Genomic DNA, 22,538 nt, shown 5'->3' with positions numbered 1-22,538 from the left:
GGACTTCAGCTCTTCACCAGCAGGCCGCGGCTGCGCAGCACCCGCCGCTCCAGCGGGCTGAAGATGAGCAGGTCGATGGCGATGCCGACGATCAGGATGAGCAGGATGGCCTCGAACACCATGGCCATGTCGCTGGCGTTGCGGCCGTTCTCCAGGAGCTGGCCGAGGCCGACGCCGAGGTCGGGGAAGGAGGCGATGATCTCGGCGGCCATCAGGGAGCGCCAGGAGAAGGCCCAGCCCTGCTTCAGACCGGCCACGTAGCCGGGCAGAGCGGCCGGGAGGACGATGTGCCAGGTGTGCTTCAGGCCGGTCGCGCCGAGGGTGCGGCCCGCGCGGAGGAACAGCGGCGACACCTGGTCGACGCCCGAGACGAGGCCGTTGGCGATCGAGGGGACCGCGCCGAGCAGGATCACCGCGTACATCATCGAGTTGTTCAGGCCCAGCCAGATGACCGCCGGGGGGACCCAGGCGACCGAGGGCAGGGACTGGAGGCCGGACAGGATCGGGCCGAGGGCCGCGCGGATGAACTTCACGCGGGCCACGAGCAGGCCCAGCGGCGTGCCGATCAGCAGGGCGAAGCCAAAGCCGAGCAGACCGCGCGAGACGCTGGTCCAGATGTAGCCGAGCAGCTCGCCCTGGAGCCACGCCGTGTGGACGACGTCCCACACGGCGGACGGCGCGGGCAGCTTGGTCGGGTCGGCGACGACCTTGAACGAGACGAGGCCCTGCCAGACCGCCAGCACCAGTGCGACGGCGAGGACGGGCGGCAGGATCTTCTCGACGAAGGTCTGCCGGAACGGAGTGCGGTGCGTCTGCCTCGTCTCCAGCGCGTCGAGGCCCGCCTCCAGCCCCTCGAGATCGCTGCCGTCCTTGGCGACGGTCGTCGAATCAGTGCTGGCCATGACGGCGGATCTCCCCACGCAGTTCTTCGGTGATCTCGACGGACAGCTCCGCCACCTGGGTGTCCTCGATGCGGCGCGGGTGCGGGATGTCCACCGTCCACTCACGGGCGATCTTGCCCGGACGGGAGGACAGCAGCACCACGCGCTGCGCGAGCCGGACCGCCTCGCGCACGTTGTGCGTGACGAACAGCACGGACAGCTGGGTCTCGCGCCAGATGCGGGTCAGCTCGTCGTGCAGCACGTCCCGCGTGATCGCGTCCAGCGCCGCGAACGGCTCGTCCATCAGGAGCAGCTTGCTCTCCTGGGCGAGCGCGCGCGCCAGCGCGACACGCTGGCGCATACCGCCCGACAGTTCGTGCACCCGCTTGCCGTACGCGCCCTTCAGCCGGACGAGTTCGAGCAGTTCCTCGGCCCGCTCGCGGCGCTCGGCCTTCGCGATGCCCCGCAGCTTCAGGGCGAGTTCGATGTTCTTGCCCGCGGTCAGCCACGGGAACAGCGCGTGCTCCTGGAACATCAGCGCCGGGCGGCCGTCCGTGGTGATCTCCCCGACGGAGGGCCGGTCGAGGCCCGCCACCAGGTTGAGCAGGGTGGACTTGCCGCAGCCCGAGGCCCCCAGGAGGGTGACGAACTCGCCGGGCGCGACATCGAGGGTGATGTCGTCCAGGACGAGCTGCTGCCCGGCGGGGCCCGCGAACGACTTCGAGACGTGTTCGATCCGGGCGGCGTGCGTGGCCGCCTCGGTGCCGTCGGCGGCCTTGGCGAGGGTGGTGGCCATGGTCGTCACCTCCTGGGAGTCTTCGGGAACCGGGCTTTACTTGGCGCCGAGACCGGCGTCGTCGACCGTGGGCTCGCCCTCGGCCTTGAGGACCTTGTTCAGCGGCGCGAGATCGTAGATGCCGTTCAGGTCCGGCTTCTCCAGCAGCCCCGCCTTCACGGCGTGCGCGGCCTCGGTGTTGAGGGTGGAGGCCAGCGGGTCGTCGGTGAACTGGATGGACTTCCACGCCGGGTCCAGCACATCGGCGGGCAGCGCCTTGCCGGAGTCCTCCTCCAGCCGCTTGTTCGCCGCCGCCTTCGCCTGGTCCGGGTTGGCGTTGATCCACTTGTTGGTCTCGACCGAGCCCTTGAGCACAGCCTCGACGACCTTCGGGTGTTTCTTGAGGAACTCCTGCCGCACGATGATGTTCGTGATCACGAACTTCTTGTCCGGCCACAGCGACGACTCGTCGAGCAGCACCTTGCCGCCCTCGGCGACCAGCTTCGACGCGGTCGGCTCCGGCACCCAAGCACCGTCGACGGACCCGGACTTGTAGGCGTCCGGGGTGACCTTGTTGTCGCTGCGGACGACCGTGACGTCACCCTTGCCGCTCTGCGGGTCGACCTTCCATCCCTGCTCGGCGGCCCAGTTGAGGAACGCCACGTCCTGGGTGTTGCCGAGCTGCGGGGTGGCGATCCGCTTGCCCTTGACGTCCTTCAGGGACTTGATCTTGTCCGGGTTGACCACGAGCTTCACGCCGCCGGACGCCGAACCGCCGATGATGCGCAGGTTCTTGCCGGCGGACTTGGTGTAGCCGTTGATCGCCGGGGAGGGGCCGATCCAGCCGATGTCGATCGAACCGGAGTTGAGCGCCTCGATCTCCGAAGGACCGGCGTTGAAGATCGCGGGGTCGGCCTCGGTGGCGCCGAGGGCCTTCTGGAAGAAGCCCTTCTGCATGCCGACCAGAGCGGTCCCGTGCGTCAGGTTGCCGAAGTAGCCGATCTTGACACTGTCGAGACCGTCGATCTTCTTCGCCCCGGCGGCGACCTTGGCTTCCCCGTCGTCCTTGGCCTGGGAGCCGTAGCCGCAGGCGGCCAGCGTGAGCAGCGGGAGTGCGGCTATGGCCGCGAGGGATCGGCGCAGAGCGGATGTTGCAGGCACGGGAGGTGTTCCTCTCGGAGGCCCGGCGGTCACGGTGTCTCTCAGGTCGTGGCCGGGAGGTCGGCAGGCTTTCGTCTACGGCGGTGGGGAGTGGGGGCGCGCAGGCAGTGCGCGTACGTCAGCGCACACATCGCGCCACTCCGCCCTGCCCGCTGCCGAGAGCACCGCTGCCGACGCGGCCACCCTCCTTGGCGAACGTGGAGTAGAAGTCGGGGGAGTTCATGTCAGAAGTCCCACCCGTCGTCGTCGGCCTCGTCCTTCACCGGCTCGGGAGCGGCGAAGGACTCGCCGACCATGCCCGCGGTGAGGGTCTGGCCGTCGTTCGGGTCGATCAGGATGAACGAGCCGGTGCGCCGCGAGTCGGAGTAGGAGTCGACCGGCAGCGGCTCGGCGGTACGGATCTTCACCCGGCCGATGTCGTTCGCGACGAGCTGTCCCGGGTGCGGGTGCAGGGACAGGTCGTCGAGCGTGAGGCGGGACGGGATGTCCTTGACGATCGCCTTGACCGTGCGGGTTCCGTGCTTGAGCAGCACCCGGTGGCCGACGGTCAGCGGGGCGTCCGCGACATGGCAGACGGTCGCCTCGATGTCCTGGGTGGTCGCGGGCGCGTCCTTGGTGGGCACGATCAGGTCGCCGCGCGAGATGTCGATGTCGTCCTCCAGCAGGAGGGTCACCGACTGCGTGGTCCACGCGACGTCGACCGGCTCGCCCAGCAGGTCGATGCCGGCGACCTTCGAGGTGCGGCCCGAGGGCAGCACGGTGACCTGCTCGCCGACGTGGAAGGAACCGGCCGCGATCTGACCGGCGTAGCCCCGGTAGTCCGGGTGGTCGGAGTTCTGCGGGCGGATCACGTACTGCACGGGCAGCCGGGCGTGGCAGTGGCTCAGGTCGTGGCTGACCGGCACCGTCTCCAGGTGCTCCAGCACCGTCGGGCCGCCGTACCAGTCCATGTTCGCGGAAGGCTCCACCACGTTGTCGCCGACGAGCGCCGAGATCGGGATCGCGGTGACCTCGGGGACGCCCAGCTCGGTCGCGTACGCCGTGAACTCCTCGGCGATGGCGGCGAACACCTTCTCCTCGTACGCGACGAGGTCCATCTTGTTGACCGCGAGGACCACGTGCGGGACGCGCAGCAGGGCGGCGAGGGCGGCGTGCCGGCGGGTCTGCTCGACGACGCCGTTGCGCGCGTCGACCAGGATCACCGTCAGCTCGGCGGTGGAGGCGCCGGTGACCATGTTCCGCGTGTACTGCACATGGCCGGGGGTGTCGGCGAGGATGAACCGCCGCAGGGGCGTGGCGAAGTAGCGGTACGCCACGTCGATGGTGATGCCCTGCTCCCGCTCGGCCCGCAGACCGTCCGTCAGCAGCGCGAGGTCCGGTGCCTCCTGGCCCCGGCTCGCCGAAGCGCGCTCCACGGCCTCCAGCTGGTCGGTGAGGACCGACTTGGAGTCGTGCAGCAGCCGGCCCACCAGGGTGGACTTGCCGTCGTCGACGGAGCCGGCGGTGGCGAACCGCAGCAGGGTGGTCTCCGAGAGTTCCTCGGTCGTGATGGTGCTCATCTCTAGAAGTACCCCTCGCGCTTGCGGTCTTCCATCGCGGCTTCGGACATCTTGTCGTCGGCGCGGGTGGCGCCGCGCTCGGTGAGCCGGGAGGCGGCGATCTCGACGATCACCTTCTCGATGGTGTCGGCCTCGGAGTCGACGGCTCCGGTGCAGGACATGTCACCGACCGTGCGGTAGCGCACCAGGCGCTTCTCCACGGTCTCGCCGTCCTTCGGTCCGCCCCACTCGCCGGCGGTCAGCCACATGCCGCTGCGGGAGAACACCTCGCGCTCGTGCGCGTAGTAGATCTGCGGCAGCTCGATGCCCTCGCGGGCGATGTACTGCCATACGTCCAGCTCGGTCCAGTTGGACAGCGGGAACACGCGCACGTGCTCGCCGGGGGCGTGCCGGCCGTTGTACAGGTTCCACAGCTCCGGGCGCTGCCGGCGCGGGTCCCACTGGGAGAACTCGTCCCGCAGGGAGAACACCCGCTCCTTGGCCCGGGCCTTCTCCTCGTCGCGCCGTCCGCCGCCGAAGACGGCGTCGAACTTCTCCGCCTGGATCTTCTCGGTCAGCGGCAGCGTCTGCAGCGGGTTGCGGGTGCCGTCCGGGCGCTCCTTGAGCACACCCCGGTCGATGTAGTCCTGCACGGAGGCGACGTGCAGCCGCAGCCCGTGCTGCTCGACCGTACGGTCCCGGTAGTCGAGGACCTCGGGGAAGTTGTGCCCGGTGTCCACGTGCAGCAGGGAGAACGGCACCGACGCCGGCCGGAATGCCTTCAGCGCCAGGTGCAGCATGACGATGGAGTCCTTGCCGCCGGAGAAGAGGATCACCGGCCGCTCGAACTCGCCCGCCACCTCGCGGAAGATGTGCACCGCCTCGGACTCGAGAGCGTCGAGGTGGGACAGCGCGTAGGGGCTGTCGGTCTCCTCGGAAACGGTGGCGGCGGTCGTCATGCCAGTCCCCTTTCGCTGAGCAGGGCGTACACGGACGCGGCGGACTCCTGCACGGTCTGGTTCTGCGACTCGATGCGCAGATCGGGCGACTCGGGCGCCTCGTACGGGTCGTCGACCCCGGTGAGTCCCGTGAGCTCGCCCGCCGCCTGCTTGGCGTACAGGCCCTTGACGTCCCGCTCGCTGCAGACGTCGACCGGAGTCGCCACGTGGATCTCCACGTACGCCGTCCCGTTCGCCTGGTGCCGCTTGCGCACCGCCTCGCGGCTGTCCTGGTAGGGCGCGATGACCGGGACGAGGGCGAGCACACCGTTGCGGGCGAGCAGTTCGGCGACGAAGCCGATCCGCTGCACGTTGGTGTGCCGGTCCTCGCGGCTGAAGCCGAGGCCCGCCGAGAGGAACTCGCGGATCTCGTCGCCGTCGAGCACCTCGACGCGGTGGCCCTCGGCGCGCAGCCGGCCGGCCAGCTCGTGGGCGATGGTGGTCTTGCCGGCACTCGGCAGACCCGTGAGCCAGACGGTGGCTCCGGTCGTCACGTCGGTCTCCTGAATCGTCGTCGTCATCCGTGCAGCCCGCACTCGGTCTTGCTGCGGCCCGCCCAGCGGCCGGCGCGGGCGTCCTCGCCCGCCAGGACCCGGCGGGTGCAGGGGGCGCAGCCGACGGAGGCGTAGCCGTCCATCAGCAGCGGGTTCGTCAGGACGCCGTGTTCGGTGACGTAGGCGTCCACGTCGTCCTGGGTCCAGCGGGCGATCGGGGAGATCTTCACCTTCTGCCGCTTCTCGTCCCAGCCGACCACCGGGGTATCCGCCCGGCTCGGGGACTCGTCGCGGCGCAGACCGGTCGCCCAGGCCTGGTAGTCCTTCAGGCCTCGCTCCAGAGGCTCCACCTTGCGCATGGCGCAGCACAGGTCGGGGTTGCGGTCGTGCAGCTTCGGGCCGAACTCCGCGTCCTGCTCGGCGACCGTCTGGCGCGGCGTGAGCGTGATGACGTTGACGTCCATCACGGCGTCGACCGCGTCGCGGGTGCCGATCGTCTCCTCGAAGTGGTAGCCCGTGTCGAGGAAGACGACGTCGACGCCGGGCATCGCGCGGGAGGCGAGGTGGGCGACCACCGCGTCCTCCATCGAGGAGGTCACGCAGAAGCGCTTGCCGAACGTCTCGGCCGCCCACTGGAGGATCTCCAGCGCGGAGGCGTCCTCCAGGTCGCGGCCCGCCTGCTCGGCGAGCGCCTTCAGATCGTCGGTGGCGCGCTCTTCCTGAGTGGTCGTCATATCTCTGCCCCTCCGGAGTCGGATCGCTTCAGCCCCTGGGCCAGCAGCCCGAGGAACTTCAGCTGAAAGGCTCGGCTGCACGCCGCGCATTCCCACGCGCCGTGTGACTCTTCGCTCGGACGCAGGTCCTCGTCACCGCAGTAGGGGCAGTAGAAGGGGGCCGCGCGCTCACTCATGAGAGAGCCTCCTCGCTGGCCCGGGCCGCCCAGGCGGCGAACCGCTCGCCGTCCTCGCGCTCCGCCTCGAACCGCTTCAGGACGCGCTCGATGTAGTCGGGCAGCTCGTCGGAGGTGACCTTCAGACCGCGCACCTTGCGGCCGAAGCCCGCCTCCAGGCCCAGCGCGCCGCCGAGGTGCACCTGGTAGCCCTCGACCTGCTCGCCCTCGCTGTTGACGACCAGCTGGCCCTTGAGACCGATGTCCGCGACCTGGATACGGGCACAGGCGTTCGGGCAGCCGTTGAGGTTGATGGTGAGCGGCTCGTCGAAGTCCGGCAGACGGCGCTCCAGTTCGTCGATCAGCTGTGAGCCGCGCTGCTTGGTCTCGACGATGGCGAGCTTGCAGAACTCGATGCCGGTGCAGGCCATGGTGCCGCGCCGGAACGAGGACGGCCGGGCGGTCAGGTCGAGCGCCTCCAGGCCCTCGACGAGCGAGTCGACCTTGTCCTCCTCGACATCGAGGACGATCATCTTCTGCTCGACGGTGGTGCGCACCCGGCCCGAGCCGTGGGCCTCGGCGAGGTCGGCGATCTTCGTGATGGTCGCGCCGTCGACGCGGCCCACGCGCGGGGCGAAGCCGACGTAGAACCGGCCGTCGTTCTGCCGGTGCACGCCGATGTGGTCGCGCCACAGCTGGGACGGCTGCTCGGGGGCCGGGCCGTCGACCAGCTTGCGCTTCAGGTACTCGTCCTCCAGCACCTGCCGGAACTTCTCCGCGCCCCAGTCGGCGACGAGGAACTTGAGCCGGGCGCGGGTGCGCAGCCGGCGGTAGCCGTAGTCGCGGAAGATCGAGATGACGCCCTCGTAGACGTCCGGGACCTCGTCGATCGGCACCCAGGTGCCCAGCCGCACGCCCAGCTTGGGGTTGGTGGACAGGCCGCCGCCGACCCACACGTCGAAGCCCGGGCCGTGCTCGGGGTGCCGGACGCCGACGAACGCGACGTCGTTGATCTCGTGCACCACGTCCAGCACCGGCGAACCCGAGATCGCGGTCTTGAACTTGCGGGGGAGGTTCGAGTAGGCCGGGTTGTTCAGGACGCGGCGCTTCATCTCCTCCAGCGCCGGGGTGGCGTCGATGATCTCGTCCTCGGCGATACCGGCGACGGGCGAGCCGATCATCACGCGCGGGGTGTCGCCGCAGGCGGTGACCGTCGACAGGCCCACGCCCTCCAGCCGGTTCCAGATCTCGGGCACGTCCTCGATCCGGATCCAGTGGTACTGCACGTTCTGCCGGTCGGTGATGTCGGCGGTGCCGCGCGCGAACTCCTGCGAGATCTCACCGATGACCCGCAGCTGCCGCGTGGTCAGCGCCCCGCCGTCGATGCGGACGCGCAGCATGAAGTACTCGTCGTCCAGCTCCTCCGGCTCGAGGATCGCGGTCTTGCCGCCGTCGATCCCGGGGCGGCGCTGGGTGTACAGGCCCCACCAGCGCATCCGGCCGCGCAGGTCGTTCGGGTCGATCGAGTCGAAGCCCCGCTTGGAGTAGATCGTCTCAATGCGTGTCCGCACATTGAGACCGTCGTCGTCCTTCTTGAACTGCTCGTTGCCGTTGAGCGGGGTGTGGTGTCCCACGGCCCACTGACCCTCACCGCGGTGACGGCTCACCTTGCGGCGGGGAGTCGCGGCGGCAGGCTTCTGCGGGGTGGCGGCCATGGTTGATACGTCCTTCGGGACAGGCGGGAAAGCGGCTCTGACCTGCGCGCGCGGGCGCATGGGCATACGTGCGCGTCATTGCGCGGAAAGAAGACAAGAAGGAGGATGTCGGGCGCTGCGTGAGTGCTCTCAGGTGCTCTCAGCGCGCCGGACAGATGGCGCTGGACATGCGGCCGAGGTCGACGTGCCGTCGACTCACCAAGGCAATTCCAGTTCCAGACATGACGGAAGCGTGTCACGGCGATCTGGACACAGTCCAGCTTCGTCCAAGATTCGGACACTCGTGTCTCGAAATCCAAGACATGCGTGTCCTTGGTCACATCCCGCCGCCCCGGGGTGTCCGTCCAGGTCAGACGGGGAACGCCCCAGGCCACGGTCCCGGAGCGGCGACCTCCGCCTCCTCCTCGACCTTGGTGTCGAACAGCTTGAACCCACGGCGCTGGTAGTTGTCCATCGCGTGCTCTCCGTCCTTGCTGCACGTGTGCAGCCAGACCCGCTTCGTCGGCGTCAGTCCCGCCCAGCGGTCGGCGAGGTCCCAGGCCCGGGCCGTGCCGTACGACAGCAGGTGCCCGCCGATGCGCCGGCCCCGGGAGGCGGGGAGCAGTCCGAAGTAGAGGATCTCCACGACCGCGTCGTCCTGCGCCTCCAGTTCCACGAACCCGGCGGGCGTGCCACGGTCGTAGGCCACCCACGTCTCCACGCCGGGCCGCTCAAGGTGCTCCTGCCAGCGGGCGTACGACCAGCTCAGCCGGTCGGTCCAGCGGATGTCGCCGCCCACCGACGCGTACAGGAACCGGCTGAACTCGGGCGAGGGCACCTCGGAGCGGACGACCCGGACGTCCCCCTGCGGCGCGACGGCCGGCAGCAGGTCGGTCGGGGCGGTCTGCTCCATGGACCAAGTGGTCACGGCGATGGTGGTCATGAGGGTCAGAAAATCATCTGACCTACTGGTCTGTCGATCGTCCCAGCGCCCTGTCGATCGAGGCCAGCGGCAGCGCGAACAGCATCCGGCCGGACTGGGACCAGACCTCGCCGGTCTCCTCCCAGTAGGACAGGGAACCCGACCGGCCGCTCCAGCAGTGGCGGGTCTCGTCCGTCCCGCACTCCGTCGCCCGGGCGCCCTCCGTGTCCTGGCGCCACAGCGTCCCGTGCCCGCCCGGTGCGCCCGCCGCGCGGTCGAGGTACCAGTCAGAGCGGTACGCCAGCACGCCCCGCACGTCGGCCGTCTTCGTCTCGTACGCCTCGACCGGGTCCGCGTGCCCTGAGGAGTCGGTGGCGAGCAGGCCGGGCCGGGCCGGGTCACGGCTGAGCGGGTAGCGCCACAGCCGGGTGCGCCGGTCGCCGTCCGCGGGTACCCACTCGTTCGCGACCAGACTGTCGGGGGAGGTGCTGCGGTCCAGGGAGACGGTGGCCGGGCGCGGCACGTCGTCGCCGCCGGGCAGGGTGTACGAGCCGACGGCGGGCAGCACGTACCGGGAGCCGTGCGCCGCCCAGCCGCCGCGCACCCGGCCGACCGCGTCGGACTCGACGGTGGCGCGCTGGATGCGGTCCATGTCGTACACGTACAGCGCGTCCCGGTCGCCCTCGCGGGTCGTCACCAGCAGCTTGTCCTGGTACCAGACCATGCCGGACAGCGGGGAGACCAGCCCCCGGTAGTCCCGGCCGCCGTCCACCGGGACGGCCAGCAGGGCCCAGGTGTAGCGGAGCCGGTCCGGGTCGTTCGCGTCGACGAAGGCGACCTTGGCCAGGCCCTGCCCGGGCGCCGGGCCGTCCATGGAGCCGCCCCGGGCGCCGTTGGTCCAGCCGGAGAGGATCACGCGGTTCCCGCCCCAGCGGCCGTCGTCGTCCGCGTCCCCCGAGGTGGTGACCGCGCCGGGCCGCCAGCCCCGGGTGTCGGCGCCGCCGAAGCAGTACGCGCGCGTGGCCGCCGGTTCGACCGGAAGCGTGTGCTTCTCGGCGGTCGAGCAGTCGGCGGCGTCCCGCAGCGGTCGGTCGGCGCTCTCCAGCACCGTGCCGACACCGACGGGCCGGCCCATCGCCGAGGAGAGCCGGTCGAGCCACCGCCCGGGCACCCGGTGCTCGGCGAGCGGCAGCCGCCCGGCCCCGGCCGACGCGCTGAGCGGCTTCAGAGTCCCCGGGGCGTCGGTGACCGTGGCCTGCGAAGCGCTGATCACGGTGGCGGCGGCGGTGAGCGCGAGGGCCGTCCCGGCCAGGGTCGCCCGTACCGCCCTGCCCCGCCTGCGCCGCCGGTGTCTGCCGCGATGCTTCATAAAGTCCTCCCGAGGCGGGCCAACTGCGCCTCATGATCCGTACGTTGACGGAGGAGCAGGTGGGGTGACCCGTAGAGGGATGCTACGGCAGGTGAGCGGGGTGCGGACGAAGACCCCGCAAATATGCGAAAGATGTACCCCGGGGGACAGTCGGACGACACGTCCGGTGAACCTCAGGGGGCCGGTGCGGAGGTGCGGAGCCTGCGCACCTCCGGTGCCGTCGAGTACGGCAGCAGATCGCGCGGATCGTCCGGGAGCAGCATCTCGACCTCGGCGTCCTCGGCGAACCGGTACGGCCGGTGCTCCAGGACCGCCCCGAGATACCGCCGTACCCGCGACATCTCGGCGCGCACCGTCACCGTGCGGGCCGGGTCGCCGAACACGTCCCCGGCCAGGCCCGAGGCGCTGCGGCCGGTGCGGTGGACGGCGAGGAGGTACAGCAACTCGGCATGCCGGGGACTCAGTTCGCGGGCCCAGGACCCGGCGCCGCCGGAGACCTCCACCGACCATCTGCGCGCCTGTCTGAGGTCCAGCACGATCCTGGTCGCCCCGGGTGGCACCGGCTCGTCGGCGGCCGCCCGCACCAGCCAGCCCCCGGCCAGCGGCTCCACCGAGCACAGCCCGAGCGCCGGCAGCCACCGCAGGCCCGCCGACAGCGACTTCGGCAGGGCGACGCGCCGCGTGTACGGCACCCCGCTCACCGCGGCGGTCCAGCCGTCCGGGTCGACCACCAGGGCACGCCCGCCGAGCCGGGCCAGCACCGGCGCCGCCACCGCGCGCAGCCGCTCCAGCGCCTCCACGTGCATCTCCCGCAGCCGGGCCTCGGCGAGCTTGGCCACCGAGTCGACCCAGGCGAGCGTGGCCGGATGCATCGTCTCCAGCGGCCCGCTCACGTCCACCACGCCGAGCAGCCGGCCGTCCCGCGGATCCGTCAGGGGAGCGCCGGCACAGGTCCAGCCGGCCTGGGAGCGCACGAAGTGCTCGGAGGCGAAGACCTGTACGGGCCGGCGCACCACCGCCGGAGTGCCCAGACCGTTCGTGCCGACGACGTCCTCGCGCCAGTCCGCGCCGAGTTCGAACCCGAGCCCGTCGGCCCTGCGCAGTACCGGAGCGCTGCCCTCGCGCCACAGCACCCGGCCATCCTCGTCGGCGACCACCATGATGTGGTGGGCGGCGTCCGCGACCGCCAGCAGCCCCTCCCGCAGCACCGGCAGCACATGGCGCAGCGCCGAGGACTCGCGCCGCCGCCGCACCTCCTCGAGGGGCAGCAGCCCCGCCCGGAAGTCGTGGTCCGGGTCGACGCCGCCGCGCAGCATCCGCTCCCAGGACTGCTCGATCACCGGCCGCGGCGCCACGGGTGCCGGCTGCCCGGCGAGCCGGGCGGAACGGACCTCGTCGAGGACCCGGGCCGCCCGCGTGGCGTTCACGGCGGCGAGCTGCCTGACGTCCATCGGCGTGTCCCCCCGGAGCCCTTTCTGACTGTCCGTCTCATAGTGCCGTCTGCCGCTGACGGACGCGCGCAGTCCGCACACAGTCGGCATCAAGTTGCAACCCCTCGCAACCCTGGTGGACTGCCCGGCCGTGGCTGAAAATTGAGTGTGGCGCCGTCCCGAGCGGCGTTCGATGGCTCGAACGGGCCAGTGCGGCGGGGGTGGTGCCGTGTCGGCGCAGCACCACCCCCGCTCCCGCGCGAGCTGATCAGAACACCAGGTCAGGACACCGGACGGGCCCGCTCCACCACCGCCGCCAGGTCCAGCGTGTGCGGCAACGTCCCGAAAGCCGCGCCGCCGTCGCTGCCCAGCCGCGCGGCGCAAAACGCGTCGGCCACCTGCGGCGGCGCGAACCGGACGAGCAGCGACCCCTGGAGCACCAGCGCGAGCCGCTCCGCCAGCCGTCGCGCCCGCCCCTCCACGCCCTCCAGATCGGCCAGTTCGGTCAGCAGGTTCTTGATGGCCCCGTCGAGCCGGTGATCGGCGCCGCGTGCCTGCCCGACCTCCCGCAGATACGCGTCCAGCGCGCCCGGCTCCCGCTGCAACGCCCGCAGCACGTCCAGGGCCTGGACATTGCCCGCGCCCTCCCAGACCGAGTTGAGCGGCGACTCGCGCACCAGCCGGGGCATTCCGGACTCCTCGACGTACCCGTTGCCGCCCAGGCACTCCGCCGCCTCCACCGCCACCGGCGGGCACCGCTTGGTCACCCAGTACTTGGCGGCCGGTACCGCGATCCGCAGCAGCGCCCGCTCCTGCTCGCCGCCGTCGTCGTAGGCGGCCGCGAGGCGCAGCGCCAGGGTCGTCGCCGCCTCCGACTCGAGGGCGAGATCGGCGAGGACGTTGCGCATCAGCGGCTTGTCGACGAGTTTCCCGCCGAACGCCTCGCGGTGACCGCAGTGGTGCACCGCCTGCGCCACGGCCTGCCGCATCAGCCCGGCCGAGCCCAGCACACAGTCGAGGCGGGTCGCCGCGACCATGTCGATGATGGTGCGCACCCCGCGCCCCTCCTCGCCCACCCGGCGCGCCCAGGTGCCGTCGAACTCGACCTCACCGGACGCGTTCGACCGGTTGCCGAGCTTGTCCTTGAGCCGCTGGACCAGGAACACGTTGCGCGTCCCGTCCCGCAGCACCCGCGGCACCAGGAAACAGGTCAGCCCGCCCGGAGCCTGCGCCAGCACCAGGAAACCGTCGGACATCGGCGCCGAGCAGAACCACTTGTGCCCGGTGAGTTCGTACGTCCCGTCCTCGGCGAGCGGCCGCGCGGACGTCGTGTTCGCCCGGACGTCGCTGCCGCCCTGCTTCTCCGTCATCCCCATCCCGAACAGCGCGCCGGCCTTCAGGTGCGCGGGCCGCAGCTCACGGTCGTACACCATGGACGTCAGCCGCGGCTCCCACTCGGCGGCCAGCTCCGGGTCCGTGCGCAGGGCGGGCACCGCCGCGTGCGTCATCGACAGGGGGCAGCCGTTGCCGGCCTCGACCTGCGTCCACACGAGGAAGGCGGCGGCCCGCCGGACGTGCCCGCCCGGCCGGTTCCAGGCCGCCGTCAGACCGGCCGAGACGCCCTTGCCGAGCAGCCGGTGCCAGGACGGATGGAACTCTACCTCGTCGATCCGCTCGCCGTACCGGTCGTGCGTGCGCAGCCGCGGCGGGTTCTCGTTGGCCTGCGCCCCCCACTCCTGCACCTGGGCCGAGCCGGAGGCCCGCCCGAGCGCCGACAGCTCGCCGAGCACCTCGTCGAGCAGCCGCGGATCCAGATGCCGTTCGACCCCGGCCGTGAGGGCCCGGTCGGCAGTGAAGACGTCGTACCCGACCAGCGGCGGGACCTGGTTGCTCACGGAGTGGGTGCTGCCAGCCATGCTGTGAACCTACCGGGTGAGTGCGGCCGGGCGCGACGGATACCGTTAGGGGGTGCAGCCAGCAAGTGAAACCCCCGACACGCCCTCCGGGCGCCTCCACCGGGCGCGTGCCCTCTACCGGAACGTCTCCAAGCGCAGGACCGCCTGGCTGCTGGTCAAGGACACCGTCAACTCCTGCGTCGAGTACCGCATCCTGGGCCTGGCCGCCGAAGCCGCGTTCTTCACGCTGCTGTCGGTGCCGCCGCTGCTGCTCAGCATGATCGGACTGCTCGGCTACGTCGACGCCTGGACCGGCGCCGACACCATCGAGAGCCTCGAGACCAACATCCTGGAGGCCGCCCGCACGGTGCTGTCCGACCGGGGCGTGCGGCAGATCGCCGAGCCGATCCTGCACGACGTGATGAAGGGCGGCAGGCCGGACATCATCTCCATCGGTTTCCTGTTCGCCCTGTGGTCCGGCTCCCGCGCCGTGAACGTCTTCATAGACACCATCACTGTCATGTACGGCCTCGACGGCGTCCGGGGCATCGTCAAGACCCGCCTGATGGCCTTCGCGCTGTTCATCGTCGCCCTGCTGATCGGCTCGATCGCGCTGCCGCTGATGGTGGCCGGGCCGGACGCGGTGGTGCGGATCGTGCCGTGGTCGACGACGGTCGTGCAGGTCCTGTACTGGCCCGTGGTGATCCTGCTGTCGATCGCCTTCCTCACGACCCTCTACCACGTGTCCGTCCCCGTCCGCTCCCCGTGGATCGAGGACGTGCCCGGCGCGCTCGTCGCCCTCGGCATGTGGGTGCTCGGCAGCTTCCTGCTGCGGATCTACCTGACCAGCACGGTCGAGGGACCCACGATCTACGGCTCCCTGGCCGCGCCGGTCGCCGTGCTGCTGTGGATCGGGGTGTCCGCGTTCGCCGTGCTGGTCGGGGCGGCGGTCAACGCCGCCATCGACCGGGTCTGGCCGGCCGCCGCCACGGCCGCGGCCCGCGAGGCCAACGAGCGGCTGCGGCAGGAGCAGGTCGCCGAGTACGTGGCCCGCGCGGCCGCCGCGGGGACGGCCGACCCCGACATGCCCTCCGAGTTCCCCGAACGCTGGTCCCGCTTCCTCCCCCCGGAGGACGTCACGGCCCGCCTGCGCACGCACGCGCGTACGCATGTGAAGAGCACCCACGCGAAGAGCACCCACGCCAAGAACAGCGAGGCCAACGGGGAGGCGCCGCCACCCTCCGAGCAGTGAGGGGCCGGTTTCGTCACGCCTTCCGGTCCTCGTCAGGGCTTCCAGGTTCCGGCCGCCGCCTCCTCCCGGACGAAGTCCGTGAAGGCACGCGGTGCCCGGCCCAGGACCTCCCGCACGCCGTCCTCGAGGTGGGCGTTGCGGCCGTCGAGGAGGGTGTCGAAGATGCCGGTCATGGCCGCGACCTCCTCCGGTGGCAGACCGAAGCCGACCATGGCCTCGCCGTAGTCCCGGGTCGAGACGGCCCGGTACGTCAGCGGCCGCCCCGTCGCCCCGGCGATCTCCGCGACCGCCTCCCCGAAGGTCAGCAGCCGCGCCCCGGACAGCTTGAGCGTCCGGTCCACGTACTCGTCGCCGCCCGTCAGCGCGGTCACCACCACGTCCGCGATGTCCCGCACATCGAGGAACGGCTCCCGCACATCGTCGGCCGGGAACACCAGCTCACCGCGCTCCCGCAGCTCCGCCACCAGCGGGCCCTCGCTGAAGTTCTGCGCGAACCACGCGGCCCGTACGACCGTCCAGTCCGCCCCCGAGGCGTGCAGCGCCTCCTCGGTCGGCAGAGCCTGGTCCTCGCCCCGCGCGGACAGCAGCACCAGCCGCCGCACCCCGAGCCCGACCGCCTCGCGCGCCAGCGCCCCGACCGCTTCGGCGGCCCCCGGCGCGCCGACGTCCGAGGGGTGGGCGAGGTAGGCGGCGTCGGCGCCGCTCAGGGTCGCCGCCCAGGTCGAGCGGTCCCACCAGTCGAAGCCGGTCGCCCGGGACGCCCCTCGCACCGTGAGCCCCGCGGCCTCCGCGGCCCGCGCCACCCGGCTCCCCGTACGGCCCGAGGCCCCGGTCACCACAACCGTCATGCCCTGCGTGTTCCGTGTGTTCGTCATGCCGTCGAGTCAACTGCCGTGCGCGGCACGGGACCATCGCTGAACGGCTCATTCCCATACGACCGCGTCTACGCTGACCCCATGGACGCCCTCGCTGGTCTGCTGGACGGCCCCCGCGCCCGGGGCGCGTTCATGATCAGGGCGTGTTTCGACCCGCCCTGGGCGGTGCGGGTGGAGGACCGGGCCCCGCTCACCGTGATGCTCGTCGTCCGCGGCGAGGCCTGGGTCGTGCCCGACCGGGGCGAGCGGGCCCGGCTGCGGGCCGGGGACCTCGCCATCGCCCGCGGCCCGGACCCGTACACCTGCGCCGACGACCCCGGTACGGCCCCGCAGGCGCTGATCCTGCCGGACCAGGAGTGCCGCTACCCCGACGGACGGCCCCTCAACGGCTCCATGGACCTGGGCGTCCGCACCTGGGGCGACCGGCTCGACGGGGAAACGGTGCTGCTGATCGGCACGTACCCGATGCGCGGCGAGGTGAGCGGACGGCTGCTGGACGCCCTGCCGCCGTTGCTCACCCTCCCGGCCGACGTGTGGGCCTGCCCGCTCACGCCGTACATCGCCGAGGAGATCGTCCGGGACGAGCCGGGCCAGGAGGTCGTCCTGGACCGGCTGCTCGACCTGCTGGTCATCGCCGCGCTGCGGGCCTGGTTCGCCCGCCCGGAGGCGGAGGCCCCCGCCTGGTACCGGGCCCTTGGCGACCCCGTCGTCGGCGGCGTGCTGCGCCTGCTCCAGGACGACCCCGCCCACCCGTGGACCGTCTCCTCCCTCGCCGCCAAGGCGGGAGTGTCCCGCGCCGCACTCGCCCGCCGCTTCACCGCCCTGGTGGGCGAACCCCCGATGACGTACCTCACCGGCTGGCGCCTCGCCCTCGCCGCCGACCGTCTGCGCGACTCCGACGACACGCTCGACGCGGTGGCCCGCCGCGTCGGCTACGGCAGCGCGTTCGCCCTGTCGACGGCGTTCAAGCGGGTGTACGGGGTGAGCCCGGTGGAGTACCGGGCGCGGGCGGCCTGACCGGGCACGGGCGGCGTAGCCTGGCACACGTGTACGTGGAGTGGGCGTCGCGGCTGACGGGAGCGGTCGTGTGGAGCAACACCCCGGACCGGGACGGGGTGGGGCGTGTGCTGCCCGACGGATGCATGGACCTGCTGTGGCACGAAGGGCGGCTGATGGTCGCCGGGCCCGACACCCACGCGTACCTCACGGGCGACGGGCCCGGCGCCTGGGCCGGGGTGCGCTTCTATCCGGGCACGGCGCCCGCGCTCCTGGGCGTACCGGCGTACGAGCTGCGTGACCGCCGGGTCGAGCTGGCGGATCTGTGGCCGGCCTCGGAGGTACGCCGCCTGGCCGACCGCGTGAACGCGGCCCCCGACCCGGCGAGCGGCCTGGAGGAGGTGGCGCTGCGGCAGGCGGCCGGTGCCGATCCCCCGGACCCCGTGCTGCGGCAGGTCGTCACGGCCCTCGACGCGGGCCGCCCGGTCGCCGCCACCGCCGACGAACTCGGCCTGGGTGCGCGCCAGTTGCACCGTCGCGCCCTGGCCGCGTTCGGCTACGGCCCCAAGACGCTGGCCCGTATCCTGCGGCTGCGGCGCGCCCTCGCGCTGGCCCGGCACGGCGTGCCCTTCGCGGACACGGCCGCCCGGGCCGGATACGCCGACCAGGCCCATCTGGCCCGCGACGTCAGGGAGTTGGCGGGTCTGCCGCTGGGCGAGCTACTCGCCGGACACGGCTAGCGGGGCGAACAGGTCCACCCCGTTGCCGTCCGGGTCGAGCACGACGGCGTACCGCTGCCCCCAGAAGGCGTCCCAGGGCTTGAGCTCTCCGTCGTACCCGGAGCCCACCAGTTCCTCGTACAACGCGTCCACCTCCGCCGGCCCGTCGCACCGCAGGGCCAGCGAGGCCCGGCCCCCGCCTGCGGGCGGCTCCCACTCGGGGAGGAAGGAGCGGACCGTCTCCTCGGTGTCGAACATCAGCCGTAGCCCGCCGGGCAGTTCGGCCTCGGCGTGCGGCTGGTTCTCGGCGCCCTCCGGGAAGGCGAATCCGAGTCGGCGGTAGAAGGCGACGGAGGCGGTCATGTCGGAGACGACCAGGCCGATGGCATCAAATCGTGCGGTCATGGGGCCACCGTAGGCAGGCCCGGGGCGGCCGGTCTTGAAGGAAACGGACACCGGATCCCCCCTCCGCACCCGTGTCCGATCCGTTCAAGACCATCCCCGGCCGGCCCCGTAACGTCGCCGCCATGACGACCACGACACAGCGATCCCGGCACCTCGGCATCCCGATCGACCGCCCCGCCCAGGAGGTCTACGACTACGTATCCGACCCCGTCAACGTCCCCGGCTGGGCTCCCGGGCTGGCCCGCTCCATCGAGCGGGTGGACGGCCAGTGGGTGGGGGAGTCGCCCATGGGACGGGTCGTGGTCGTGTTCACGCCCAGGAACGAGTTCGGCGTGCTCGACCACGACGTCACCCTGCCCTCGGGGCAGACCGTGCACAATCCGATGCGGGTGATCGCCGACGGCCCCGGTTGCGAGGTGGTGTTCACCCTGCGCCGGCGGCCCGGGATGAGCGACGAGGAGTTCCGCCGCGACGCCGAGGCGGTGTCCGCCGACCTCACCGCCCTCAAGCGGCTGACGGAACGCTCCTAGCCCGACGCCTCCGACTCGTGGTGGATGGTGCCGTCCTCCTCCATCGTCGGGTGCATCTTCATGGGGCCGTACTCGTCGATGTCCGACGGCCGTGGGCCTTCCGGTCCCTCGGGTCCCATGCGCAGAAAGCGTTCGACGCGGCAGATCCGGAAGAGACGGTCGTCGAAGCGGAACTCGTCGGCGCGGTCGAGTGCCTTGTACTCCTCGGCGGCGCGCGCGTACTTCGCCTTCTTGGCCTCGTCGTACCGGTACAGCATGGCCCAGATCTCCGACATGCCGTTGTAGAGCAGACGCCGGGCGTCGTGGGGCGTGGCCATGAGCGTGCCGCAGGGCTGCCAGCCGTGGCGGCCGCGCTCGACCACGCCGAATCCGGTGGGCAGCAGCACGGGGTCGGGGTGTGTGGCCACCGCACGCTCGGAGTCCTCGCGGACGTCGGAGGGAAAGCGGGCGCCCGTGTACGCGAAGTCGCTCAGGCCCAGCCGCAGCGCGCCCGCCGCCAGGCCGTCCGGGCGGGCCGGGTCGAGGACGAAGCCGATGTCCGGGGACGGGGTGTCCTTCGCCCGCTTGTCCCACGACCGCCGCGCCGGCTCCAGGTCGGTGGGGCGCGGCGGCTCCAGCCCGTCGTCGTCGCAGCGCGCGAACTCGTCGCCGCGTACGACCCGGTAGCGCACCCCGCACGCCTCCACCTCGTTCACCGGCTCGCGCTCCATCACCGCGACGGCCGCGAGCAGTTCGCGCCGGACGGCCGGTTCGTCGGTGTCGTCCTTGGCCGTGAACCACAGGTACGAGTGCAGCCCGTCCCGTGCCACCTGCGGCATGCCGTCCGTCACCGGTTTCAGCAGCCGCCACCCCGGACCCACCGCGGGATCCTGCGCGGCGACCCCGAAGACCGGCCCGCGCAGCGACAGAGCGGGATAGCGCCGCGAGGCGTCCATCGCGTCGGCCTCCCGCACCCAGGCGGCGGGGTCGTCGCGACGGACCAACTCCTCCTGGAGAGCGTCGATCTGTTGCTGCCAGTCATCATCCATGCACGCATTGTCCTGGTCGCGAGGAGGGTGCGGAGTCCGGGCGACCCAACAAAGGCTGTTGTTGGGAACCGGGGGGATGCCGGGGCCCGCCTTCCGGCCCGGTTCGGCCCAGCCCGGCCCAGTCCGGCCCATGGAGACCCCGCGCGTCCCACGCTCGGCCGGGACGCCGCCGCCCCGCGCGTGAGCCGTCCCTGGGCGGTCCGTGAACGCCGGGAAGGCTCGCCGTGCAAGAGGGCCGGACGCGACGCTGTGCCGTGCCAAACGAGACGAGCCGCCCCAGGGGTGACCCGCGGGGGACGGCGGTTCGGAAAGGAACACCGCATGAGCATGCGCAATCGGGCCATGGCGATGGTGACGGCCGTGTTGCTGGGGGGCGGGGCCGCCGGGATCGCCCTGGCACCGGCCGCGAACGCCCCTACTTCGGCATCGACGGCGGCGGTGCCGTCACCAACGACTGGGAGGACGAGGAGAACCTCGGCGTCGAGGCCTACCCCAAGGGCAACGCCATCGCCCTGTGGGAGACCGTCCTGTGGGCGGACGGCGCCCTGTGGGAGGACGACGAGGGTGAGTGGCGCCCCTTCAAGAAGAGCCAGATCGACGGTTCGTTCGGGCCGGAGACCGAGTCGGCCACGCAGTGGTGGCAGAGCAAGCACAACCTCCCGGAGACCGACGGCGTCGTGGTCAGCGAGAGCTGGGACTTCGCCCAGACCCGGCTGCAGAGCCTCCCGGGCAACATCGTCCAGTACAAGGGCGACGCGCGGAACGTCAACTTCAAGCGCGTGGGCGGCAAGTACCAGGTGAAGCTCAAGAACGTAGGGCCCTGGAAGAACGCGCACTACCGCACGGTCGGCTGAGTGCCCGGACGAGCGGGTGACCCCGGGGTCACCCGCTCCACGTCGGCAGCGCCCACAGCAGCCCAGCCAGGAGCACGACGATGACCGCGAAGGAGACCAGCGCCGCCGCCCGCCACCGCCGGTACTCGGCACCGGGCGGCGGTGTCGCGAGCTCCACCGCCTGCCCGGCCGGCCCCGTCGCACCGCGCGGCCACGTCGGGTCGGCCAGCTCCCACACCGCCAGCAGCCGCGCGTGATCCGCCCCGGCCACCCGGCACAGCGCCTGCACCGCGCCCCTCGGCGGCTGCTTGACCCCGCTGAGATACCGCTGCCACGACGACTTGCTGTACGCCGTCCGCCGTGCCAGGTCGGCCAGGCTCAGACCCGTGCGGTCCTTCAGGGCCCGCAGTTGCTCGACCAGATGCCGTGCCTCCCTCGGCAGTGCGTCCGGAAGCGGCTGCCAGCGTGTCATGGTCGTCCCCCCACTTCCCGCCGCCACCCCACCCCCGGACAACGGCCCCTTCCCACCGCATCGTTCGACGCCGGCCCGTCCGGACCAGTTCCCCACAGCGACGGGCGCGCGGCGCGCGTAGGGGTGTGAGAGACCGCCGGCCGAGCGACCGCCGGTCGGCGACGGTGCGCCGGGGTACGGCGACCGCAGGGACCGTCAGCCGCTGTCCCCCGCACCAGGGCGTACCGCCCCCCGCGTCGGCCTCGAACAGCATGCCCGGCAACGCCGGGCCCACCTGCCTCGGACAGGACCTACGCCCGCGGCGCCGCCGTACTCGCCCGTTCCACCAGCCGTGTCGACAACTCCGTCCGCGTGCTCTCCGGGCGGTGCCCGTCCATCATGCGCAGCAGCGAGCGCAGGGCCGTCGCGGCCATCTCCGACAGCGGCTGGCGGACCGTGGTCAGGCCGGGTGAGGCCCAGCGGGCCTCGGGCAGGTCGTCGAAGCCCACCACACTGACGTCGTCCGGGACCCTCAACCCCCGCTCGGCCAGGGCCTGGTACACCCCCAGCGCCATCCGGTCCGAGCAGACGAAGACGGCCGTCGGAGGCTCGGGCAGGTCGAGCAGTTCCAGCGTGCGGCGGCGGGCCAGGCTCTCGTCGAAACCGGCGTGCCGGACGTACTCCGCGCGGTGCCGGACCCCGGCCGACGCGAGCGCCGAGCGGTAACCGGCGACCCGGGCACTGCTGCACATCGTGCGCCGGTCGCCGGCGATGACGGCGACACGCTGATGCCCCAGGGACAGCAGATGCTCGGTGGCCGTCAGGCCGCCCTGCCAGTTCGCGGCCCCCACCGAGACCACGCCCTCCGGCGGCTCCTGGATCGGGTCGATCATCACGAACGGGATGCGGTGCTGCTCCAGCCAGGCGTACTGCGAGGCGCTCAGCTCGGCCAGATTGAACAGGACCCCGGAGGAACCCCGGGCGACCAGCTTGTCCAGCCAGCCGCGCTCCGGGCGGCCGACCCGGGAGCGGGTCAGGGCGGCCGACACCACGACCTCCAGGCCCGCGTCGTGCGCCGCCTCCTCCACCCCGTGCAGCACCGCGCCCGACCAGGAGCTCTCCAGCGAGTGCACGACCAGGTCGACCAGCCGGGGCGCCTTCGCCGCGTCGAACCGGGGTCTGCGCACATAGCCGAGCCGGTCGAGCGCCTCGGTGACCCGGCGGCGGGTCTCGGGCGCCACGTCCTCCCGGCCGTTGACCACCTTGGACGCGGTCGGCACCGACACCCCCGCCTCACGGGCCACGACCGCCAGCGTCGGACCTGCCGCCACGCTCGCACTCGCCGTACGGACCATCGGGAACCCACCTCTCCACCGGGCAGAAAGCGCTTCCTACTCTAGGTG

24 protein-coding genes are annotated in these 22,538 nt (G+C 71.9%); 5 read left to right on the top strand and 19 right to left on the bottom strand.

Annotated elements, in window-relative coordinates; translation table 11 throughout:
• Nucleotides 1-5 precede the first annotated feature (5 nt).
• The 14 genes from OG542_RS08420 to OG542_RS08355 all read right to left on the bottom strand — a co-directional run bounded on the left by OG542_RS08420 (nucleotide 6) and on the right by OG542_RS08355 (nucleotide 14,067).
• Entirely contained in the window at nucleotides 6-902 is an 897-nt protein-coding gene (locus OG542_RS08420) for an ABC transporter permease (protein ID WP_328409557.1), read from the bottom strand.
• Entirely contained in the window at nucleotides 889-1,677 is a 789-nt protein-coding gene (locus OG542_RS08415) for an ABC transporter ATP-binding protein (protein WP_193476687.1), read from the bottom strand. Before OG542_RS08415 ends, OG542_RS08420 begins: the two co-directional genes overlap by 14 nt.
• A gap of 36 nt (nucleotides 1,678-1,713) precedes the next feature.
• Nucleotides 1,714-2,817 carry an aliphatic sulfonate ABC transporter substrate-binding protein gene (locus tag OG542_RS08410; RefSeq protein WP_328409554.1) on the bottom strand — a complete coding sequence of 368 codons (1,104 nt, stop codon included), beginning with the start codon at nucleotides 2,815-2,817 and terminating at the stop codon, nucleotides 1,714-1,716.
• 224 nt (nucleotides 2,818-3,041) lie between these two features.
• Entirely contained in the window at nucleotides 3,042-4,376 is a 1,335-nt protein-coding gene (locus tag OG542_RS08405) for a sulfate adenylyltransferase subunit 1 (RefSeq protein ID WP_184589113.1), read from the bottom strand.
• A 2-nt stretch (nucleotides 4,377-4,378) separates the two neighbouring features.
• Nucleotides 4,379-5,314, bottom strand: coding sequence for a sulfate adenylyltransferase subunit CysD (cysD, locus tag OG542_RS08400; RefSeq protein WP_184589111.1), 936 nt, complete (start codon nucleotides 5,312-5,314; stop codon nucleotides 4,379-4,381).
• Entirely contained in the window at nucleotides 5,311-5,847 is a 537-nt protein-coding gene (gene cysC / locus OG542_RS08395; protein WP_184590230.1) for an adenylyl-sulfate kinase, read from the bottom strand. The genes cysD and cysC overlap by 4 nt, the downstream gene beginning before the upstream one ends.
• Nucleotides 5,848-5,870: 23 nt before the next feature.
• Entirely contained in the window at nucleotides 5,871-6,581 is a 711-nt protein-coding gene (locus tag OG542_RS08390) for a phosphoadenylyl-sulfate reductase (RefSeq protein WP_328344858.1), read from the bottom strand.
• Nucleotides 6,578-6,757, bottom strand: coding sequence for a hypothetical protein (locus OG542_RS08385; protein WP_311128371.1), 180 nt, complete (start codon nucleotides 6,755-6,757; stop codon nucleotides 6,578-6,580). Before OG542_RS08385 ends, OG542_RS08390 begins: the two co-directional genes overlap by 4 nt.
• On the bottom strand, nucleotides 6,754-8,451 hold the full coding sequence (locus OG542_RS08380; RefSeq protein WP_328409548.1) for a nitrite/sulfite reductase: 1,698 nt from the start codon (nucleotides 8,449-8,451) through the stop codon (nucleotides 6,754-6,756). The genes OG542_RS08385 and OG542_RS08380 overlap by 4 nt, the downstream gene beginning before the upstream one ends.
• Nucleotides 8,452-8,590: 139 nt before the next feature.
• The gene (locus tag OG542_RS08375) at nucleotides 8,591-8,674 is read right to left on the bottom strand and encodes a putative leader peptide (RefSeq protein WP_310591794.1); all 84 of its coding nucleotides are present in this window, start codon (nucleotides 8,672-8,674) and stop codon (nucleotides 8,591-8,593) included.
• A 126-nt stretch (nucleotides 8,675-8,800) separates the two neighbouring features.
• Nucleotides 8,801-9,373, bottom strand: coding sequence for a GNAT family N-acetyltransferase (locus tag OG542_RS08370; RefSeq protein WP_193476694.1), 573 nt, complete (start codon nucleotides 9,371-9,373; stop codon nucleotides 8,801-8,803).
• A gap of 22 nt (nucleotides 9,374-9,395) precedes the next feature.
• Entirely contained in the window at nucleotides 9,396-10,721 is a 1,326-nt protein-coding gene (locus tag OG542_RS08365) for a hypothetical protein (protein ID WP_328409546.1), read from the bottom strand.
• A gap of 173 nt (nucleotides 10,722-10,894) precedes the next feature.
• Nucleotides 10,895-12,172 carry a GAF domain-containing protein gene (locus tag OG542_RS08360; RefSeq protein WP_328409544.1) on the bottom strand — a complete coding sequence of 426 codons (1,278 nt, stop codon included), beginning with the start codon at nucleotides 12,170-12,172 and terminating at the stop codon, nucleotides 10,895-10,897.
• 260 nt (nucleotides 12,173-12,432) lie between these two features.
• A complete protein-coding gene (locus OG542_RS08355) occupies nucleotides 12,433-14,067 on the bottom strand; it encodes an acyl-CoA dehydrogenase family protein (protein ID WP_328409542.1) in 1,635 nt (544 codons plus the stop codon).
• A gap of 52 nt (nucleotides 14,068-14,119) precedes the next feature.
• Between OG542_RS08355 and OG542_RS08350 the strand changes: the two genes are divergently transcribed.
• On the top strand, nucleotides 14,120-15,298 hold the full coding sequence (locus OG542_RS08350) for a YihY/virulence factor BrkB family protein (protein WP_311128376.1): 1,179 nt from the start codon (nucleotides 14,120-14,122) through the stop codon (nucleotides 15,296-15,298).
• Between the two features lie 32 nt (nucleotides 15,299-15,330).
• On the opposite strand, the gene OG542_RS08345 is transcribed toward OG542_RS08350, so the two are convergent.
• A complete protein-coding gene (locus OG542_RS08345) occupies nucleotides 15,331-16,173 on the bottom strand; it encodes an NmrA family NAD(P)-binding protein (RefSeq protein WP_328409540.1) in 843 nt (280 codons plus the stop codon).
• Nucleotides 16,174-16,254: 81 nt separating this feature from the next.
• On the opposite strand from OG542_RS08345, the gene OG542_RS08340 reads away from it, so the two are divergent.
• Entirely contained in the window at nucleotides 16,255-17,190 is a 936-nt protein-coding gene (locus tag OG542_RS08340) for an AraC family transcriptional regulator (RefSeq protein WP_311128378.1), read from the top strand.
• Between the two features lie 29 nt (nucleotides 17,191-17,219).
• Complete coding sequence (locus tag OG542_RS08335) at nucleotides 17,220-17,909, top strand: helix-turn-helix domain-containing protein (protein WP_328409536.1); 690 nt, start codon at nucleotides 17,220-17,222, stop codon at nucleotides 17,907-17,909.
• Here OG542_RS08335 and OG542_RS08330 read toward each other — a convergent pair.
• A complete protein-coding gene (locus OG542_RS08330) occupies nucleotides 17,889-18,293 on the bottom strand; it encodes a VOC family protein (protein ID WP_311128380.1) in 405 nt (134 codons plus the stop codon). The two genes, OG542_RS08335 and OG542_RS08330, sit on opposite strands and share 21 nt — an antisense overlap.
• 122 nt (nucleotides 18,294-18,415) lie before the next feature.
• Between OG542_RS08330 and OG542_RS08325 the strand changes: the two genes are divergently transcribed.
• On the top strand, nucleotides 18,416-18,823 hold the full coding sequence (locus OG542_RS08325; protein WP_328409533.1) for an SRPBCC family protein: 408 nt from the start codon (nucleotides 18,416-18,418) through the stop codon (nucleotides 18,821-18,823).
• Here the strand turns inward: OG542_RS08325 and OG542_RS08320 are convergent.
• Nucleotides 18,820-19,851, bottom strand: a complete 1,032-nt coding sequence (locus OG542_RS08320; RefSeq protein ID WP_328409531.1) for a DUF5954 family protein — start codon at nucleotides 19,849-19,851, stop codon at nucleotides 18,820-18,822. The genes OG542_RS08325 and OG542_RS08320 overlap by 4 nt on opposite strands.
• A gap of 254 nt (nucleotides 19,852-20,105) precedes the next feature.
• On the opposite strand from OG542_RS08320, the gene OG542_RS08315 reads away from it, so the two are divergent.
• Complete coding sequence (locus OG542_RS08315; RefSeq protein ID WP_328409529.1) at nucleotides 20,106-20,705, top strand: peptidoglycan-binding domain-containing protein; 600 nt, start codon at nucleotides 20,106-20,108, stop codon at nucleotides 20,703-20,705.
• Between the two features lie 28 nt (nucleotides 20,706-20,733).
• On the opposite strand, the gene OG542_RS08310 is transcribed toward OG542_RS08315, so the two are convergent.
• Complete coding sequence (locus tag OG542_RS08310) at nucleotides 20,734-21,156, bottom strand: helix-turn-helix domain-containing protein (RefSeq protein ID WP_311128384.1); 423 nt, start codon at nucleotides 21,154-21,156, stop codon at nucleotides 20,734-20,736.
• A 290-nt stretch (nucleotides 21,157-21,446) separates the two neighbouring features.
• The gene (locus OG542_RS08305) at nucleotides 21,447-22,490 is read right to left on the bottom strand and encodes a LacI family DNA-binding transcriptional regulator (RefSeq protein WP_328409526.1); all 1,044 of its coding nucleotides are present in this window, start codon (nucleotides 22,488-22,490) and stop codon (nucleotides 21,447-21,449) included.
• Nucleotides 22,491-22,538: the final 48 nt, after the last annotated feature.

This window comes from Streptomyces violaceus, from assembly GCF_036014075.1.
Classification (GTDB): Bacteria; Actinomycetota; Actinomycetes; order Streptomycetales; family Streptomycetaceae; genus Streptomyces; species Streptomyces violaceus.
The sequence above is the reverse complement of the archived record's forward strand: the minus strand, read 5'-3'. Positions and strand labels throughout refer to the sequence as shown.

Coding starts and splice junctions, on each gene's coding strand:
- OG542_RS08420 (WP_328409557.1), bottom strand. CDS start 902: ATGGCCAGCACTGATTCGACGACCGTCGCCAAGGACGGCAGCGATCTC.
- OG542_RS08415 (WP_193476687.1), bottom strand. CDS start 1,677: ATGGCCACCACCCTCGCCAAGGCCGCCGACGGCACCGAGGCGGCCACG.
- OG542_RS08405 (WP_184589113.1), bottom strand. CDS start 4,376: ATGAGCACCATCACGACCGAGGAACTCTCGGAGACCACCCTGCTGCGG.
- cysD (WP_184589111.1), bottom strand. CDS start 5,314: ATGACGACCGCCGCCACCGTTTCCGAGGAGACCGACAGCCCCTACGCG.
- OG542_RS08390 (WP_328344858.1), bottom strand. CDS start 6,581: ATGACGACCACTCAGGAAGAGCGCGCCACCGACGATCTGAAGGCGCTC.
- OG542_RS08385 (WP_311128371.1), bottom strand. CDS start 6,757: ATGAGTGAGCGCGCGGCCCCCTTCTACTGCCCCTACTGCGGTGACGAG.
- OG542_RS08380 (WP_328409548.1), bottom strand. CDS start 8,451: ATGGCCGCCACCCCGCAGAAGCCTGCCGCCGCGACTCCCCGCCGCAAG.
- OG542_RS08375 (WP_310591794.1), bottom strand. CDS start 8,674: ATGTCTGGAACTGGAATTGCCTTGGTGAGTCGACGGCACGTCGACCTC.
- OG542_RS08370 (WP_193476694.1), bottom strand. CDS start 9,373: ATGACCACCATCGCCGTGACCACTTGGTCCATGGAGCAGACCGCCCCG.
- OG542_RS08365 (WP_328409546.1), bottom strand. CDS start 10,721: ATGAAGCATCGCGGCAGACACCGGCGGCGCAGGCGGGGCAGGGCGGTA.
- OG542_RS08360 (WP_328409544.1), bottom strand. CDS start 12,172: ATGGACGTCAGGCAGCTCGCCGCCGTGAACGCCACGCGGGCGGCCCGG.
- OG542_RS08355 (WP_328409542.1), bottom strand. CDS start 14,067: ATGGCTGGCAGCACCCACTCCGTGAGCAACCAGGTCCCGCCGCTGGTC.
- OG542_RS08345 (WP_328409540.1), bottom strand. CDS start 16,173: ATGACGAACACACGGAACACGCAGGGCATGACGGTTGTGGTGACCGGG.
- OG542_RS08340 (WP_311128378.1), top strand. CDS start 16,255: ATGGACGCCCTCGCTGGTCTGCTGGACGGCCCCCGCGCCCGGGGCGCG.
- OG542_RS08330 (WP_311128380.1), bottom strand. CDS start 18,293: ATGACCGCACGATTTGATGCCATCGGCCTGGTCGTCTCCGACATGACC.
- OG542_RS08325 (WP_328409533.1), top strand. CDS start 18,416: ATGACGACCACGACACAGCGATCCCGGCACCTCGGCATCCCGATCGAC.
- OG542_RS08320 (WP_328409531.1), bottom strand. CDS start 19,851: ATGGATGATGACTGGCAGCAACAGATCGACGCTCTCCAGGAGGAGTTG.
- OG542_RS08310 (WP_311128384.1), bottom strand. CDS start 21,156: ATGACACGCTGGCAGCCGCTTCCGGACGCACTGCCGAGGGAGGCACGG.
- OG542_RS08305 (WP_328409526.1), bottom strand. CDS start 22,490: ATGGTCCGTACGGCGAGTGCGAGCGTGGCGGCAGGTCCGACGCTGGCG.